The 14,049-nt window shown below is 67.3% G+C and carries 15 protein-coding genes; 7 read left to right on the top strand and 8 right to left on the bottom strand.

What is annotated here, in order from left to right:
• Positions 1-7: 7 nt before the first annotated feature.
• From ACTQ49_RS10280 to ACTQ49_RS10260, 5 genes are all read right to left on the bottom strand, one after another.
• The gene (locus ACTQ49_RS10280) at positions 8-769 is read right to left on the bottom strand and encodes an iron ABC transporter ATP-binding protein (protein ID WP_441827753.1); all 762 of its coding nucleotides are present in this window, start codon (positions 767-769) and stop codon (positions 8-10) included.
• The gene (locus tag ACTQ49_RS10275) at positions 766-1,752 is read right to left on the bottom strand and encodes an iron chelate uptake ABC transporter family permease subunit (protein ID WP_420176283.1); all 987 of its coding nucleotides are present in this window, start codon (positions 1,750-1,752) and stop codon (positions 766-768) included. The genes ACTQ49_RS10280 and ACTQ49_RS10275 overlap by 4 nt, the downstream gene beginning before the upstream one ends.
• 17 nt (positions 1,753-1,769) lie before the next feature.
• Positions 1,770-2,804 (bottom strand): ABC transporter permease, encoded by a 1,035-nt coding sequence (locus ACTQ49_RS10270; protein WP_441827752.1) that lies wholly within the window; start codon positions 2,802-2,804, stop codon positions 1,770-1,772.
• Positions 2,801-3,739, bottom strand: coding sequence for a siderophore ABC transporter substrate-binding protein (locus ACTQ49_RS10265; protein ID WP_441827751.1), 939 nt, complete (start codon positions 3,737-3,739; stop codon positions 2,801-2,803). The genes ACTQ49_RS10270 and ACTQ49_RS10265 overlap by 4 nt, the downstream gene beginning before the upstream one ends.
• A gap of 290 nt (positions 3,740-4,029) precedes the next feature.
• Positions 4,030-4,434, bottom strand: coding sequence for a hypothetical protein (locus ACTQ49_RS10260; protein WP_441827750.1), 405 nt, complete (start codon positions 4,432-4,434; stop codon positions 4,030-4,032).
• A gap of 173 nt (positions 4,435-4,607) precedes the next feature.
• Here ACTQ49_RS10260 and ACTQ49_RS10255 point away from each other — a divergent pair, with 173 nt between their 5' ends.
• Together ACTQ49_RS10255 and ACTQ49_RS10250 are read left to right on the top strand one after the other, a co-directional pair.
• Positions 4,608-5,792: an ATP-binding protein gene (locus ACTQ49_RS10255; RefSeq protein ID WP_441827749.1), complete on the top strand. Its 1,185-nt coding sequence runs from the start codon at positions 4,608-4,610 to the stop codon at positions 5,790-5,792.
• A 215-nt stretch (positions 5,793-6,007) separates the two neighbouring features.
• A complete protein-coding gene (locus ACTQ49_RS10250; protein ID WP_441827748.1) occupies positions 6,008-6,628 on the top strand; it encodes a hypothetical protein in 621 nt (206 codons plus the stop codon).
• Positions 6,629-7,039: 411 nt separating this feature from the next.
• Here ACTQ49_RS10250 and ACTQ49_RS10245 read toward each other — a convergent pair whose 3' ends face one another.
• Positions 7,040-7,936, bottom strand: coding sequence for a 2-dehydropantoate 2-reductase (locus ACTQ49_RS10245; protein ID WP_441827747.1), 897 nt, complete (start codon positions 7,934-7,936; stop codon positions 7,040-7,042).
• Between the two features lie 93 nt (positions 7,937-8,029).
• Positions 8,030-8,497: a MarR family winged helix-turn-helix transcriptional regulator gene (locus tag ACTQ49_RS10240; RefSeq protein WP_441827746.1), complete on the bottom strand. Its 468-nt coding sequence runs from the start codon at positions 8,495-8,497 to the stop codon at positions 8,030-8,032.
• Between the two features lie 178 nt (positions 8,498-8,675).
• On the opposite strand from ACTQ49_RS10240, the gene ACTQ49_RS10235 reads away from it, so the two are divergent.
• The 4 genes from ACTQ49_RS10235 (at position 8,676) to ACTQ49_RS10220 (ending at position 12,317) form a co-directional block, all read left to right on the top strand.
• On the top strand, positions 8,676-10,835 hold the full coding sequence (locus ACTQ49_RS10235) for an MMPL family transporter (protein ID WP_441827745.1): 2,160 nt from the start codon (positions 8,676-8,678) through the stop codon (positions 10,833-10,835).
• A gap of 3 nt (positions 10,836-10,838) precedes the next feature.
• Complete coding sequence (locus ACTQ49_RS10230; RefSeq protein WP_441827744.1) at positions 10,839-11,027, top strand: hypothetical protein; 189 nt, start codon at positions 10,839-10,841, stop codon at positions 11,025-11,027.
• Positions 11,028-11,092: 65 nt separating this feature from the next.
• Positions 11,093-11,518, top strand: a complete 426-nt coding sequence (locus ACTQ49_RS10225) for a hypothetical protein (RefSeq protein ID WP_441827743.1) — start codon at positions 11,093-11,095, stop codon at positions 11,516-11,518.
• A gap of 1 nt (position 11,519) precedes the next feature.
• Complete coding sequence (locus tag ACTQ49_RS10220; protein WP_441827742.1) at positions 11,520-12,317, top strand: fructosamine kinase family protein; 798 nt, start codon at positions 11,520-11,522, stop codon at positions 12,315-12,317.
• Positions 12,318-12,645: 328 nt separating this feature from the next.
• Here the strand turns inward: ACTQ49_RS10220 and ACTQ49_RS10215 are convergent, their stop codons facing one another.
• Positions 12,646-13,200 carry an NADPH-dependent FMN reductase gene (locus ACTQ49_RS10215; protein ID WP_441827741.1) on the bottom strand — a complete coding sequence of 185 codons (555 nt, stop codon included), beginning with the start codon at positions 13,198-13,200 and terminating at the stop codon, positions 12,646-12,648.
• 82 nt (positions 13,201-13,282) lie between these two features.
• Between ACTQ49_RS10215 and ACTQ49_RS10210 the strand changes: the two genes are divergently transcribed.
• Complete coding sequence (locus ACTQ49_RS10210) at positions 13,283-14,014, top strand: SGNH/GDSL hydrolase family protein (protein ID WP_441827740.1); 732 nt, start codon at positions 13,283-13,285, stop codon at positions 14,012-14,014.
• The last annotated feature ends 35 nt before the right edge of the window (positions 14,015-14,049 follow it).

Below are 14,049 nucleotides of genomic sequence, written 5' to 3'. Positions count from 1 at the left end.
CGGCGCGTCAGCGGGCGTAGTGCAGCGCCACCCGCTCACCGTCGATCTCACGCACCCGGATCGGCAGCCCGAAGACCTCGCTGAGTAGTTCCTCCTGCATGATCTCCTCCGGCGATCCGGCCGCCACCACCTGGCCGTCGGCCATCACGACGATGTGGTCGGCGTAGAGGCTGGCGGCATTCAGGTCGTGCAGGACGATGACGATACTCTTGCCCAGCTCGTCGGCCGCGCGTCGCATCTGGCGCATCATTCGCACGCCGTGGCTCATGTCCAGGTTGTTCAGGGGCTCGTCCAGCAGGATGTGGTCGGTGTCCTGCGCCAGCACCATCGCGACGAAGGCGCGCTGCCGCTGACCACCCGAAAGCTGGTCGAGAAAACGGTCGGCGAAGGGAGCCAGGTCGAGGTATTCCATGGCCTGCTCGATGTGGGCCTCGTCCTCGATGGTCAGCCGCCCCTTGGAGTGGGGGTAGCGGCCAAAGGCCACCAGGTCTCGCACCGTCAGGCGCACCGCCAGGTGGTTGTCCTGGCGCAGGATGGCGAGCTTGCGGGCGAGCTGGTCGCTGGGCGTCTTCTGGATGTCCAGGTCGTCGACCAGCACCCGGCCGTAGGCGGGCTCCAGCAGGCGCGAGATCATCGCAAGCAGCGTCGACTTGCCGGCACCGTTGGGCCCCACCAGCGCCGTGACACCGCGGGCGGGGATCTCGATCGTCACATCATCGACGACGACCGTCTCGCCGTACTTGGCCTGGAGGTGGTCGGTGATGATCATGCGGGCCTCCCGGCGCGTGAGGATCGAAGGAGCAGGACGAGGAAGGTGATGCCGCCGACGAACTCCACGACCATCGAGAGCGAACCCTCGAAGCCCAGGATGCGTTCGAAGAGCAGCTGGCCGCCCACCAGGGTGATGATGCCGGCGAAGCCGACGGCGGGCACGGTGAAGGCGTGATGGTGGGTGCCCACCACCCGGTAGGTGAGGTGTGCCACCAGCAGGCCAAAGAACATCGTCGGGCCCACCAGGGCGGTGGAGGTGCCCACCAGCAGCGCGACCAGCACCAGGTGCACCAGGCTGGCGCGACGGTGGTTGACGCCCAGGCCGATGGCCAGGTCACGCCCCAGGGCGATCACGTCGAGCTCACGCCGCGAATGCCAGACCCAGGCGACGGCCAATCCCACCAGCACCGCACTGATGCCCAGCAGACCGGGATTGGTGCCGGTGAAGTCTGCGAAGAATCGGTCGCTGAGCACCACGAAGGCCTCCGGATCGAGCACGCGCTGCATGAAGCTGGACAGGCCGCGGAAGAGCCCGCCCAGCAGCACGCCCACGAGCACCATCATGGTGACCGAGCGGTTGAGCTTGACCAGCATGAAGCCGAACAACAGCAGGGCGAAGCCCACCATCGAGACCAGCACCACCAGGTATTGCGCCACGGGGTTGACCACGACGATGCCCAGGAAGAAGACCGAGGCCGTCTGCAGGGCCAGGTAGAGCGCGTCCAGGCCCATGATCGACGGGGTCAGGATCCGGTTGGCGGTGACGGTGTGGAAGAGCACCGTCGCGACCCCGATGGCGACGGCCACCAGGCTCATCGTCGCAATCGTGACCAGGCGACGGTTGAGCACGAAGTTGGAGCCCACCGGCAGTTTGTAACCCAGGTAGAAGGCGACGATCGCCGCCGCGGCGAGGGCCAGCAGGCCCACCCGGGTGGCGGGGGACAGGCTGCGTCGCCCGCGGCCAGCAGCAGTGGCGGCCACGGGCGACGTCTCAAGGGTCAACGACGTCCCCGCAGCAGGATCACGAGGAAGGCGATCGCGCCGGTGACACCCATCACGGTGCCGATCGGCATCTCGAAGGGGTGGATCACCATTCGGGAGACCAGGTCACAGACCAGCACGAAGGCGGCGCCCAGCAGGGCCACCCACGGCACGGCGCGGCGGCAGTTGTCACCGATCGTGTTGCGCACGATGTTGGGCACCACCAGACCCAGGAAGGGCAGGGCGCCGACGGTCACCACCACGGTGGCGCTGACCACGGCCACCACCGACATGCCGATCATCACGGTGCGACGGTGGTTGAGCCCCAGGTTGGTGGTGAAGGCCTCGCCCATGCCGGCGACGGTGAAGCGGTCGGCCAGCAGTGCGGCCAGCACGGTGAGGGCACCGGCGATCCACAGCAGCTCGTAGCGTCCGGCCAGCACGGCGGAGAAGTCGCCGGTGGTCCAGGAGCTGAGCGACTGGACCAGGTCCATCCGGTAGGCCACGAAGGTGACGCCGGCGCTGACCACGCCACCCAGCATCATGCCGACCAGCGGGGTGACCAGCATGTCGCGCAGCGGCACCACGGCCAGGATGCGCAGGAAGATGGCGGTGCCCAGCAGCGCGGCGACCGCACCGAAGATCATCTTGACGACCACGGGCGCCCCGGGGAAGAACAGCGCGCTGACCAGCAGCCCGGCGGTGGCGAATTCCATGGTGCCGGCGGTGCTGGGCTCGACGAAGACATTGCGGGTGAGCAGCTGCATGATCTGGCCGCTGACCGCCAGGGCGCTGCCGGACAACACCAGGGCGATCGTGCGGGGAAGGCGCGAATTGAGCAGCACGTTCGCGTCCAGCTCGGCGACGCCCACCACCAGCGATCCGGCGGCCAGCACGGCCAGGCACACCAGCCCGGCGATCATCGCGACGGCATTGCCGGTGCGGCTGCGGCGAGGGGCCGCGGACGCGGCGGCGCCCGCCGTGCGGGGGCGCACGGCGGGCGTCGGGGCGGCAGCGCGAGTGGCGCTCCTGTCGATCGTCAGGAGGCTCATGCCAGACCCTTCTTGATCTCGTTGGCCATCTCGACGGTGTTGTCGAGGCCGGTGCCCAGCAGGTACCAGCGGGAGCCGTCCAGGTAGGTGATCTTCTTGTCCTGCGCGGCCTTGGTCTTGTTCACCAGCGCGTTGTCGAGCACCTGCTGTGCGCTGTTGCCGCCCTGGCCGGTCGCGGCGTCACGGTCGATGACGAACATGCGGTCGGGGTTGGTGGAGCTGATGAACTCGAAGCTCACGGCCTGACCGTGGTTGTCCACCTTGAGGTCCTTGGCGGCGGGGGTGACGCCGAACTCCTCATGGATGATGCCGAAGCGGCTGCCGGGGCCGTAGGCCGAGAGCTTGCCGCCGCTGGTCAGCAGCACCAGCCCGGTGCCGGCATTCTTGGCCGCGGCCTTCGTCTCGTCGACGGCCTTGGTCACCTCATCGAGCTGGGTCTTGAGGGCATCCTGCTTGCCGTAGATCTCGGCGATGACGCCGGCATTCTTCTCCAGCGAGCCAAGGAAGTCCTTGCTGTCGGCGGTGAGGTCCACGGTTGGGGCCACCTTGTTGAGGTCGGCGTACTTGGGGGCGGTGCGGCCCCCGATCAGGATGACGTCGGGCTCCAGCTCGGCGATCTTCTCGACATCGGGCTCCTTGAGGGTGCCCACGTTGTCCTTGTCCTTGAACTCGTCCATGAACTTGGGAAGCGTCTTGGTCGGCACGCCGATGACGTTCTCGGAGACGCCGAGCGCGCGCATGTTGTCGAGCACGGCGTAGTCCAGCACGACGACCTTGCTGGGGTTCTTGGCGACCTCGGTGGTGCCCTGCGCGTGCTTCACGCTGATCTTCTCGTCGCTCTTGGCAGCGGGAGTGGCGGTGTCCTGCGATCCACAGGCACTGGCGGTGAGCACCAGTGCGGCGGCAGCGATGGGGGTGATGAGGCGTCGGAGCATCGTTGGGTCCTTCAGTGGGCGGGACGCCGTGGGTGGCGTCTTTGGTTGCTTAGGCTTGGCTTACTTAGGCAAGCCTTACATACCCATCAGCTCGTTGTCACCACTTTTCGGAACTTTTCGAGAGCAGAACGTTGCGTTAATCGTTGCACAAGGGTTTGACAAGGAACTTCACGCCAATATCTGGTTTTCCCTAGAGGCATTAATAGTCATCAAGAAGACGGGAGACGACCCGTCGCTGCACCATTCCACGAGTCCAGACCGGCAGCTCACAATCACCGAAGACCGCGACCTCACCGCAGATGGAGCCAGAAGGCGAGCGCCGCCAGCACCCCCGAAAGAACCGCGATCGCGAGCGCCTTGCGCGGAGTCGGACTGGGCACGCACCACCCGACGATGCGCTGGGGGTTCGCCGGATCGAAGCGCAGCGGAGCCTCGAAACCCACCCGGGGCAGCCGGTGGGTTCGGATCTCCTTCCGACGCCAGGTGCCATCGTCGATGGGGTAGCGGATCACATAGGAGTCCAGCTGGTCCGGATGTGCGTTGTTCTCGACGCGCTCCACCACCGCCCGAGTGAAAACCCAGCCGGGGTGGGCGAGAATGCGCATCCGTCGCACCACGGCAACCACGGCCTTTCCCGCCAGGTAGATGGACATCTCCAGGCAGATGGTGAGCAGCACGAAGACGACGATGATCACACGCCATGGTCGCAGCCCGCGGGTTCGAGGGGAGCCGAACCGGGGCGGCGCATGCACCGAGCCACCTCGCGCACCACCGGCCGCACCATCCGATTCGAGAGATCTCTGGCCGATTCGAGAGATCTCTGGACCCCTCTCGGGAAATCGCTAGAGCCACGCATACACTCGAATCCATGGACCCGATCCGCAATCCGTACGCCCCTGGCGCCGGCCAGCGACCACCGGAGCTCGCCGGCCGCGACGAGCAGATCCGTACCTTCGACGTCGTCCTGGAGCGCACGGCCAAGGGGCGGCCAGAGCGGTCCATCATCCTCACCGGGCTGCGTGGCGTCGGGAAGACCGTGTTGCTCAATGCCCTGCGCGGGCAGGCGGTGCGCGCCAAGTGGGGCACCGGCAAGTTCGAGGCGCGCCCGGAGCAGGGCATCCGTCGCCCGCTGGGTGCCGCACTGCACATGGCCGTCCGCGAATTGGGCCATCCCGACGCGGACACCGTACTGGGCACCATCAAGGCCTTCATCGAGCGCGACGCCAAGCCCGGTGCCAAACTCAACGAGAAGTGGAATCCCGGGATCATGGTGCCCGCCACCAAGGGCCGGGCTGATTCCGGAGACATCGAGATCGACCTGGTGGAACTGTTCACCGACGTCGGTGGCCTGGCGCAGGACATGGGCGTGGGCATCGGCATCTTCATCGACGAGATGCAGGACCTGCGCCCCGACGACGTCTCCGCCATGTGCGCCGCGGTGCACGAGCTGAGTCAGCAGCGCCTTCCGCTGATCGTCGTCGGAGCAGGCCTGCCGCACCTGCCCGCCGTGCTCAGCGCGTCCAAGAGCTATTCGGAGCGTCTCTTCCGCTACAACCGGATCGACCGACTCGACCGCGCGGCCGCAGACCTGGCGCTGACACTGCCCGCCGAGGACGAGGAGGCCGCCTTCGAGGAGGAGGCCCTGACGCAGATGTACCAGCTGACCGGCGGCTACCCCTACTTCATCCAGGCCTACGGCAAGGTGGTCTGGGACCTGGCGCCCAGCAGCCCCATCACCGCGGACGACGTGCGCGTCGCCACTCCCGAGGCCGAGGCGGAACTGGCCGTCGGCTTCTTCGGCTCCCGCTTCGAGCGCGCCACTCCTGCCGAACGCGAGTACCTGCGTGCCATGGCGGAGGCTTCCGACGGCGATGACGATGCCGACCAGGTGCACACCGCCACCGTCGCGCACGTACTGGACCGCAAGCCCCAGAGTCTCTCGCCGGCCCGCGACGCCCTGATGAAGAAGGGGCTGATCTATTCGGCCGAACGCGGCAAGGTGGCCTTCACGGTGCCCCATTTCGGGCGCTATCTGCGCAGCCAGCAGCTCTGAGCAGGGCAGCCCGTCACCGAGAAATCCCTTCCACACAAGTAAAACTGGAGTGAGAAAGTCCCACAAAGGCCTTACCCCAAACGACGGTTTGCCCCATCCTTGCTTCAAGGCCACCCCCGGCCGGTCAATGAAGACCGAAGGAAGGACACTCCCATGCTGACCCCCCCCGATTCGCCGTAGCAGCACTCGCCCTTGCCACCAGTGCAATCTGGGCAATGCCCGCCCACGCCGCACCAGCCGACACAAAGGGCTCCGAGAAGACAGGCCAGGCGATCGCTCGCCGAGTGATGTCCTGTGCCAATCCCAATGCCGCCTTCCAAGCCCTCGATCCAGCCGAGAAGGAGGCCTACGGGGAGGCCTCCAAGATTGTCTCGACAGAGACCAAGGTCTCCGCCCCGAGAAACACCGCCACCGGAGCCCCGGGCGACACCACCATGGCAAAGGCCCTGAACAATGCCGGGGTCGGAAGCACCGTCCCACAGTGGTACTCCGGTTGCTGGGCCATGCAAAACTCCGCAGCAGGGAAGTCGATTGTTGGCATCACGCTGGTCAAGTACGGTCAGACCACCTCGGTTTGCGTCGGCAGCGGAAGGGTGACCAGCGTGTCTGTCTACAACGTCTGGCACGAAATCATTGCACCCGGCTGGGATCTCGCGAACGGATTCCCCACGAAGAACACATTCAATGCCGGCCGGGAGGGACGCGGCAGGGCGCAGTGGAAGTTCCAGCTGAATGTGGCGGGATATCCGCTCCAGAACCCCTCCCCTTGCCTGCAGCTTCGGCTCAATGCCAACGGCTACAACTACAAGTCCTCCACCAGCTGCAATCTCAGCTGACACAAGAATGGAATACACCGCGACCAAAACGAACATATCGAGCCTTCACCCAAGTGATCTTTCTTGCCCAATCCTGGGAATTTTGGCTCTCGCTTCGATGCCATTCCAGCCATTCTCACCAGTCTTGTGTGCCGCGCTTGCCCTTCTCTGCTGGCGAATGCGAGGAAGTAGGCGATGGGCGGGCTTGGCGGCTGGCTTTTGCCTCGCGGCAGCAGTCGTGGGCATCGTCTTTGATGCGAGCCTGATGCTGGCAACAACAACGATTGTCACAAAACCAGCTTGAATTTCGCTTGCCGACCTCTTGCGGAATGACCGGATTCGGTTGGCACAGCACCAAGCGAGCGGTGACGCGTAAGGATCCGCTGGTGGGGTGGGGCTCCGCGCCCACCCCACCAGCGTGATTGAGGGGCCTCACTGCAGGCGCTGCAACAGCACCTCGTGCACCAGGTCGAAGACCGGCGTCGGGACCCCGACGGCTGCACCCAGACGACGGATGCCCCCCACCAACGGATCGAGCTCGCCCGGGCGCCCCTCGTCGAGGTCGCGGTGCATGGAGGTGGTGGCCTCGGCGGGCATCCGGTGTGCGAAGGCCAGCGTCTGCTCCACTGCCCCGTCGAGGTCGATCCCGTGAGCGGTTCCCACCTGCGCCACCTCGGCCATCAGCGCAGTCAGCCCCTGGCGCAGGGTGGTGCGCTGCGCGCCGAGCTCCACCCCGGCGAGCGCTCCGAGCATGCCGGTGGGCACGACGAACATCACCTTGTGCCACAGGTCCTGCCAGATGTCGGCCTGGGCCTCGCTGACGATCCCGGCGTGCTGGAAGGCCTCCCGGATCCGTCCGGCACGCTCACTGGCAGCGTTGTCCCATTCGCCGAAGGTGATGGAACCCGGGCCGCCCATGTGGTCGATCACACCAGGCGCCGCGATGCGGGTGTAGACCCGGACGATGCCCGGCAGCACGTGTTCCTGCCCCAGCACGTCGGCCACCTGCTGGGGTGCCTCGATCCCGTTCTGCAAGGTGATGACGGCCGTCCCCGGGCCGATCATCCCGGCCAGAGTGGGCAGCACATCGTCGAGCTGGGTGGCCTTGACCGCCAGGAGCACCAGCTCCACCGGGGGGATCGTCGTGGCGTCGTCGGTGACGTCGATGGGCATCGCCAGGCTGGTCTGCCCGGTGATGCGCAGGCCGTCGCCCTGCAGCGCACGGAGGTGTTCCCCACGGGCCGTGAAGACCACCTCGTGCCCGTCGCGGGCCAACAGCCCGCCGAAGTACCCGCCCAGTGCGCCTGTTCCGATGACTGCGATCCTCATGCCCCCACTGTGCCGTGCGTCGCGATTCGACGTGCGTGATCCGTTCCATGGGACGCGACGGGTGGACGTGCTGAAGGGACGCAGGGCTCGCACTCAGAGGACCGTGCGCACGGCCTCGATCACCTCGTCGAGGAAGCGGCTGACCAGCACCTTTTCCTGCTCAGTCAGCTTCGCGTCGGATTCGGCAAGGGCGGTGAGCATCGGCGCGAGCAATCCCGCCACCTCGCCACGGCCGGACTCGGTCAGGTCCAGCACGGTGCGCCGACGGTCGGTGGGGTGGGCGTGGCGTTCCACGTGACCCTTGGCCACCAGGCGGTCGACGATGCCCGTGGCGGCAGCCCGGGTCACCCCCAGGGTGCGAGCCAGCTCTGCCGGACCGACATCGCGCTGCGCGAGCTCCCGCAGGGCATGGAGTTCGGAGTCGGTGAGGTCTGCCCGGCGGGCCACCGCGGGCCAGGCCAGCCCCATCACGTGGGCGAGCTCGTTGAGCGAGGTCAGGACCGGGGACGGGGTCCAGGTGGGCACGCTCTCACGCACCACCCGACGTCCTCTCTCGTCCATCTCGTCCTCCTGCCAACCCTTCCACTCTGCTGGATTCTCCCACGCCGTCACGTCTGAGGAGCTGAATCCAGATCGACGCAGGATTTCCGTCGGCGCGAGCCTTTTCCGTCGACGCCAAGGTTGTTAACCTGACGTGTTGTCAGCGATCTTAACCACTTCCACCCCTAGGCGGCATCGCGTGAGCACCACCCCTTCCCCCGCGCCCCGACGAGGCGAAGCACCCCTCGACGATTCGGGCACACCCCAGCACGAGGACTCGTCCCGCACGGAACGCCCCTCTGCACGCAGGCGCCTCGCCTGGCCACTGCTCTCACTCGTCCTGCTGCTGGCCGGCGTTGCCGCCATGGTGGGGCTGGGCGAGGCCACCCGCACCCGCTCCGCGCTGGACTCGCTGCCGGCTGGCAGCCAATCCGCAGCCCTCGTCGAGGCGCAGCAGTCGCTGCCCAGCAAGAACTCCAGCCAGGCGATCATCCTCTTCGCGAGCGACACGGAGCTCACCCCCCAGGCCCTGGGCATCATCGGGCAGAAGGCCAGCCAGCTCAGCGGCATGCCGAAGCCCCCGATGATCCCCAGTGAGGACGGCACCGCCGTGATCGTCCCCGTCACCGTCCAGGGCGTCGGGGCCACCGACTACGACGAGAAGGTGACCAGCCTACGTGAGCAGGCCCGCGCCAACCTGCCCGACGGCGTAACCGCCCAGGTGACCGGCCCCGCGGCGATCCAGACGGACCTGGGGGCCGTCTTCGACGGCGCCAACTTCAAGCTGCTGGGCACCACCGCCCTGGTGGTGGCCATCCTGTTGGTCTTCACCTACCGCTCCCCGGTGCTGTGGATGATCCCCCTGCTCGTGGTGGGCGTCGCCGATCGGCTCGCAGCCGTACTCGCCACCCACGTGCTCAGCGGCCTGGGACTGGCCTGGGATGAGTCAACCACCGGCATCCTCTCGGTGCTGGTCTTCGGCGCCGGCACCGACTACGCGCTCCTGCTGATCTCGCGCTATCGCGACGAACTGCGCCGCCACGAGGACCGCTTCGAGGCCATGAAGGTGGCAGCCCGACGCACCGTCGAACCGGTCATCGCCAGCGCCTCCACCGTCTTCGTCGGCCTGATGACGCTGGTCCTGTCCGTCTTCCCCGCCACCCGGGGGCTGGGCGTGGCCTGCGCCGTCGGCGTGCTGATTGCCGCCTTCTTCGTCCTGGTGGTGCTGCCGGGCGCACTGGTGGCCTTCGGCCGGTGGATCTTCTGGCCGCGCAGCCCCAGGGTGGGTGAACCGTCCATCATCGAGGGGGACTCGATCTGGGCGCGCGTCGGGCGCTTCGTCGAGCGTCAACCCGGCAAGGTGGCCATCGCCTCCACACTGCTGCTGGCACTCGCCTCCATCGGCATGTTCTCCATCCAGCTGGGGCTCAGCCCGTCGGAGCAGTTCCTGCGCAAGCCCGAGGCGATCACTGCCGCCGACCGCCTGGCGCAGTCCTACCCGGCCGGTGCCGCCAACCCGACGATCATCACCACCCCGCCCAACCAGACCCAGCAGGTCACCACACTGCTCAAGACGGTGCCCGGAGTCAGCTCGGTGCAGCCAACCGCTGCCGGCGCCGATGTGGCGGAACTGCAGGTCACCACCTCCTCCCCCACCGGATCCGAGGAGTCGGCAGCCACCGTCCGCGCAATCCGTGATGCCGTCGAAGACCTACCCGAGACCCATGTGGGCGGCACGGAGGCGCAGCGTCTGGACAGCGCCGACGGCAATGCCCGGGACAGGCTGGTGATCTTCCCCGTCGTGCTGGGACTGGTCTTCCTGGCCCTGGTCCTGCTGCTGCGATCGCTGGTGGCGCCGGTCATCCTGGTGGGCACGGTGCTGCTCACCTATGTCTCCGCCCTGGGGCTGGCGTGGTGGGTCTTCACCGGCCTGCTCGGCTTCGAACGGATTGACGGCACGGTTCCGCTGTACGCCTTCGTCTTCCTGGTGGCGCTGGGAGTGGACTACAACATCTTCCTGATCACCCGGGCCAGTGAGGAGTCCCGCGAACACGGACCACACCTCGGCATGCTGCGGGCCCTCACCGCCACGGGCGGCGTCATCACCAGCGCCGGAATCCTGCTCGCCGCCGTCTTCGCCGTCCTGGGCGTGCTGCCCCTGGTGGTGCTGGCCCAGCTGGGCGTGGTCATCTTCATCGGTGTGCTGCTGGACACCCTGGTGGTGCGCACAGTGCTCGTGCCATCGCTCGGGCTGCTGCTGGGCGAGCGGTTCTGGTGGCCTCGACGCGTCGAAAATCCTTCCACCACAGGGACACTTGATGGCGGGATGACGCCACGGCGGGCCATCGTGCAGGATTGATGCATGCCTGCACGATTCATCGAGAGCAACACCTGTCAGGACGGCTGCGGCATCATCAAGACCGCAGACAAGGTGGAGGGCGCCCCGGTCTACCGCTGCCCGGGCTGCGATTCCCGCTGGATCGAGCTCAATGAACGATCCTCCGTGAAGGACCCCAAGAAGAAGGTCGGCATCCCGAAGCTGCGCCGCTGACCCCCCCATCCCGATCCGCGGCAGACCCCAAGCACCGCCACGGATCACAACATAGAGTGGGACACATGATCGAGTTTGGCCGTCCCGATCCGGCCGACGAGAGCGCTTCCCCAGCGTTCGACACCCCCGCCCTCGCCCCCCAGACACAGCCCGGCGAGGTGAATCCTGCTGCCCCGGCGCCCCGCAACCACCTGGTGGCCTGGCTGGCGATCGCCGCAGTGGTGCTGTTCGGCCTGAGCACGACGCTGCTGGGCCTGGGAGTCAGCCGCATGGCACGCCCCTGCCGGGTGGCCTGCCCCGCCTTCTCCTCGGAGTGGAATGCCAAGGCCCTGCTCCTGTTGGCTCCCGGACTGGTGAGCCTCTGCACGGCACTGATGACAGTGGCCAAGGAACACTGGCGCCGGCCGCATCCCTGGCTACCGGCCATCCTGGGCTGCGTGACCTGCGTCTTCTGTGTCTATGTCGGCTCGGTGATGCTCGGGGTGGCCTGAGGTGGCCGAGCTGTTCACCAAGCGCCAGCCGGGTGCACCCAGGGGAATGTTCGCTTGGGAGGCGCGGGGACTTCGCTGGCTCGGCGACGCGGCCGCGGACGGCGGTGCGCCGGTGGTGCGCGTGGTGGGCTGGGATGACGAGCAGATCCAGGAGGAGCGCCTGCAGCCCACTGCCCCAACAGTGGAGGCGGCGGAACAATTCGGTCACCGGTTGGCCCTGACCCACCTCACTGGAGTGGGCAGTGGCTCACCGCCCCCTGCCGTGGGCGGATTCGGGGCTCCCCCACCCGGCTGGTCCGGCGATGGCTTCATTGGCCAAGCCCGGTTGCCCATGCCGTCACACCCGCTGGAGAGCTGGGGTGCCTTCTACGCGCAGTTCCGGCTCCAACCCTTTGCCCGGCAGGCCTTCGACGCGGGATCCCTCAGTCCTCAGGCACTGTCGGCGGTGGAGGCCGTCTGCCGACGGCTGATGGCCGGCGACTTCGACGATGACCGCCCTGCCGCCCGGATCCATGGCGACCTGTGGGCGGGAAATGTGCTCTTCACGCCCAACGGCGTGGTGCTGATCGACCCCGCGGCCCATGGCGGGCATGCGGAGACTGACCTGGCGATGCTCGCACTGTTCGGCGCTCCCCATCTGGAGAGGATCCGCGACGCGTGGGCCGAGGTCTACTGCCCCGCCCCTGGCTGGCAGGACCGAGTGGCGCTGCACCAGCTGCATCCGGTGCTGGTGCACGCCGTGCTCTTCGGCGGCGGTTATGGCAGGCGGGCCGGGGAACTTGCGTCCGCTTGTCTTTGAACACGGCCTGTCTTTGAACCCCGCCTGCCATTGGACCCCGCCTGCCTTTGGACCCCGCCTGCCTTTGGACCCCGCCTGCCGCCACGGGCACGGGTGACCACGCCCGGCACCCCGCAGGTCGCCACACCCGCCCAGCCGCCACGGGTGACCTGAGCCCCTCTTCGCCCCCGAATCCCCAAGCGACGCCAGAAACAGATGCATCGCGGGGGTCCAGTGCACATAGTGCAGGGGATCCCCCGCGATGCATCTGTTTCTGGCGGGAATTGCACGTGGGCACGCACCCAGGTCAACTCACCGGGTGCGTGCCCACATGTTCGTGGGGCTGCGGTCAGCGCAGCGTCGCCATGGCCTTGGCGGCGGGGACGAGGGTGTCGAAGAGGTCGTTGATCTCACCAGTGAGACGCTCGGCAGGGGTGAACTGACCGTCGGCGAAGTCGGTGAAGATGCTGATGGCCAGCGCATTGCGAATGTCGTACATGTTGAAGTTGGCGACGATGTTGCGCCAGTTCTCCACCGACATGATGCCGCCCGAGGCGCCATAGCCGACGAAGGCGATGGCCTTCTTCATCCACTCGGCACCCAGCACGTCGACGGCATTCTTGAAGGCAGCCGGGACGCCGTGGTTGTACTCGGGGGTGACGAAGACGAAGCCGTCGAACTCGTCGATCTTCTTGCTCCAGGCCTGGATCTCCGGCTCGGGGTACTGCTTGCCGAGGGCGGCCGGGGGAACAGGGCTGGTCATGAAGGGCAGGTTGAAATCGGCCAGGTCCACCAGCTCGAAGGTGGCGTCGGTGCGGGCCTCGGCGCGAGCTGCCACCCACTCGCCAACCTGCTTGCCGACGCGATTCTGGCGGGTGCTGCCGACGATGATGCCGATCTTCACGATGCTCCTCGTTGTTGAACGTTGTACTAAATGTACATCGTCATTCTCTCGCGTCAAAGTCTTGGTGGGTAGTGTTTCGCGCATGAATCCGCTCTCGGCGTTACTGCGCCCCTTCGCCGTCTCACAGGGTGAGCGGTTGTTGGGGGATCTGGCCGATGTCGCTCTGCCCTCCGACGCGCCCCACGGGTTGGCCGAGCCACCAGCCGGAGCACCAAAGGCCGCCGCCCACGGCACCGAGCGGATGCACCTGGTCTTGCTGGGCGATGCCACAGCGACCGGCGCCGGGACGCAGAGCGCGGCAGAGGGCCTGCCGGGAACACTCGGGCGTCGGGTGGCCGAGGCGACGGGACGCAGCGTTCTGTGGCAGGTGCTGGCTGAACCGGGGGCCTCGTCGCTGGGACTGCACGAGAGCCAGGTTCCTCGGGTGAGCCCGGCAGCCGAGGCGGTCGTGGTCCTGGTGGGCATGCACGACGTTCTGGCCCGCACGTCGCCCAGGGAATGGGAGGTGGAGCTCGACGCCTCGCTGGGCCTGCTGGCTCACGTCCCGCGGGTGGTGGTGGCCGGGTGCCCCCCGCTTGGCCGGGCACCCCGACTCTCATGGCCATTGACGGCACTGCTCGAGGAGGACTGTCGCACTCTGGACAGGGTGACCGACCGGGTGTGCACCCAGCGCGGTGTTGCGTTCGTCAGCCTTCGGGGCTTGGGCCAGGATGCGGGTGACTGGGCCGATGACGGCATCCACCCCGGCCTGGCCGGACAGCGACGGCTGGCCGAACTGCTGGCCCCGGCCGTCGCGAAAGACCCACCTGCCTGACCCTCAGCGGCATCCCAGGGGCCGCCCTTCTTCAG

Source organism: Luteococcus sp. Sow4_B9, assembly GCF_052116585.1.
GTDB lineage: Bacteria > Actinomycetota > Actinomycetes > Propionibacteriales > Propionibacteriaceae > Luteococcus.
This window is presented reverse-complemented; position numbering and strand designations above follow the sequence as displayed.

Excerpts from the sequence above, each read along its gene's own strand:
- ACTQ49_RS10280 (WP_441827753.1), bottom strand. The coding sequence starts at position 769 with ATGATCATCACCGACCACCTCCAGGCCAAGTACGGCGAGACGGTCGTC.
- ACTQ49_RS10270 (WP_441827752.1), bottom strand. The coding sequence starts at position 2,804 with ATGAGCCTCCTGACGATCGACAGGAGCGCCACTCGCGCTGCCGCCCCG.
- ACTQ49_RS10265 (WP_441827751.1), bottom strand. The coding sequence starts at position 3,739 with ATGCTCCGACGCCTCATCACCCCCATCGCTGCCGCCGCACTGGTGCTC.
- ACTQ49_RS10255 (WP_441827749.1), top strand. The coding sequence starts at position 4,608 with ATGGACCCGATCCGCAATCCGTACGCCCCTGGCGCCGGCCAGCGACCA.
- ACTQ49_RS10250 (WP_441827748.1), top strand. The coding sequence starts at position 6,008 with ATGCCCGCCCACGCCGCACCAGCCGACACAAAGGGCTCCGAGAAGACA.
- ACTQ49_RS10245 (WP_441827747.1), bottom strand. The coding sequence starts at position 7,936 with ATGAGGATCGCAGTCATCGGAACAGGCGCACTGGGCGGGTACTTCGGC.
- ACTQ49_RS10240 (WP_441827746.1), bottom strand. The coding sequence starts at position 8,497 with ATGGACGAGAGAGGACGTCGGGTGGTGCGTGAGAGCGTGCCCACCTGG.
- ACTQ49_RS10230 (WP_441827744.1), top strand. The coding sequence starts at position 10,839 with ATGCCTGCACGATTCATCGAGAGCAACACCTGTCAGGACGGCTGCGGC.
- ACTQ49_RS10225 (WP_441827743.1), top strand. The coding sequence starts at position 11,093 with ATGATCGAGTTTGGCCGTCCCGATCCGGCCGACGAGAGCGCTTCCCCA.
- ACTQ49_RS10210 (WP_441827740.1), top strand. The coding sequence starts at position 13,283 with ATGAATCCGCTCTCGGCGTTACTGCGCCCCTTCGCCGTCTCACAGGGT.